The organism is Pseudomonas batumici (assembly GCF_000820515.1).
Classification (GTDB): Bacteria; Pseudomonadota; Gammaproteobacteria; order Pseudomonadales; family Pseudomonadaceae; genus Aquipseudomonas; species Aquipseudomonas batumici.
The window spans coordinates 1-362 of sequence record NZ_JXDG01000099.1 but is presented as its reverse complement, the minus strand read 5'-3'; the positions used below and the strand labels follow the sequence as shown (position 1 = coordinate 362).

Genomic DNA, 362 nt, shown 5'->3' with positions numbered 1-362 from the left:
TCGAGCTTGCCGTTCGGGGTCAGCGGCAGCTTGTCCAGCGCGACGTAAACGGCTGGAACCATGTATTCCGGCAGTTTTTCCTGCAAATGACGGCGCAGGCTGTCGATATCGACTGAGGTTTGCCCGGCCGCCAGGGTGTAATAGGCCACCAGGCGCTTGTCGCCCGGCATATCTTCGCGGGCCGTGACCACCGCTTCGTGGACGGCCGGGTGTTTGGCCAGACGGGCGTCGATCTCGCCCAGTTCGATACGAAAACCGCGAATCTTCACCTGGTCGTCGTTACGGCCCAGGTATTCGATATTGCCATCTGGCAGATAGCGACCGAGGTCGCCGGTGCGGTACATGCGAGCATTTGGCGTGGT

At 61.0% G+C, this 362-nt stretch carries 1 protein-coding gene; it reads right to left on the bottom strand.

The annotated features are described in order from the left end of the window. Positions 1 to 362, bottom strand: a 362-nt coding sequence (locus tag UCMB321_RS28395; protein ID WP_157016097.1) for an AMP-binding enzyme, incomplete at both ends; no start/stop codon positions are given.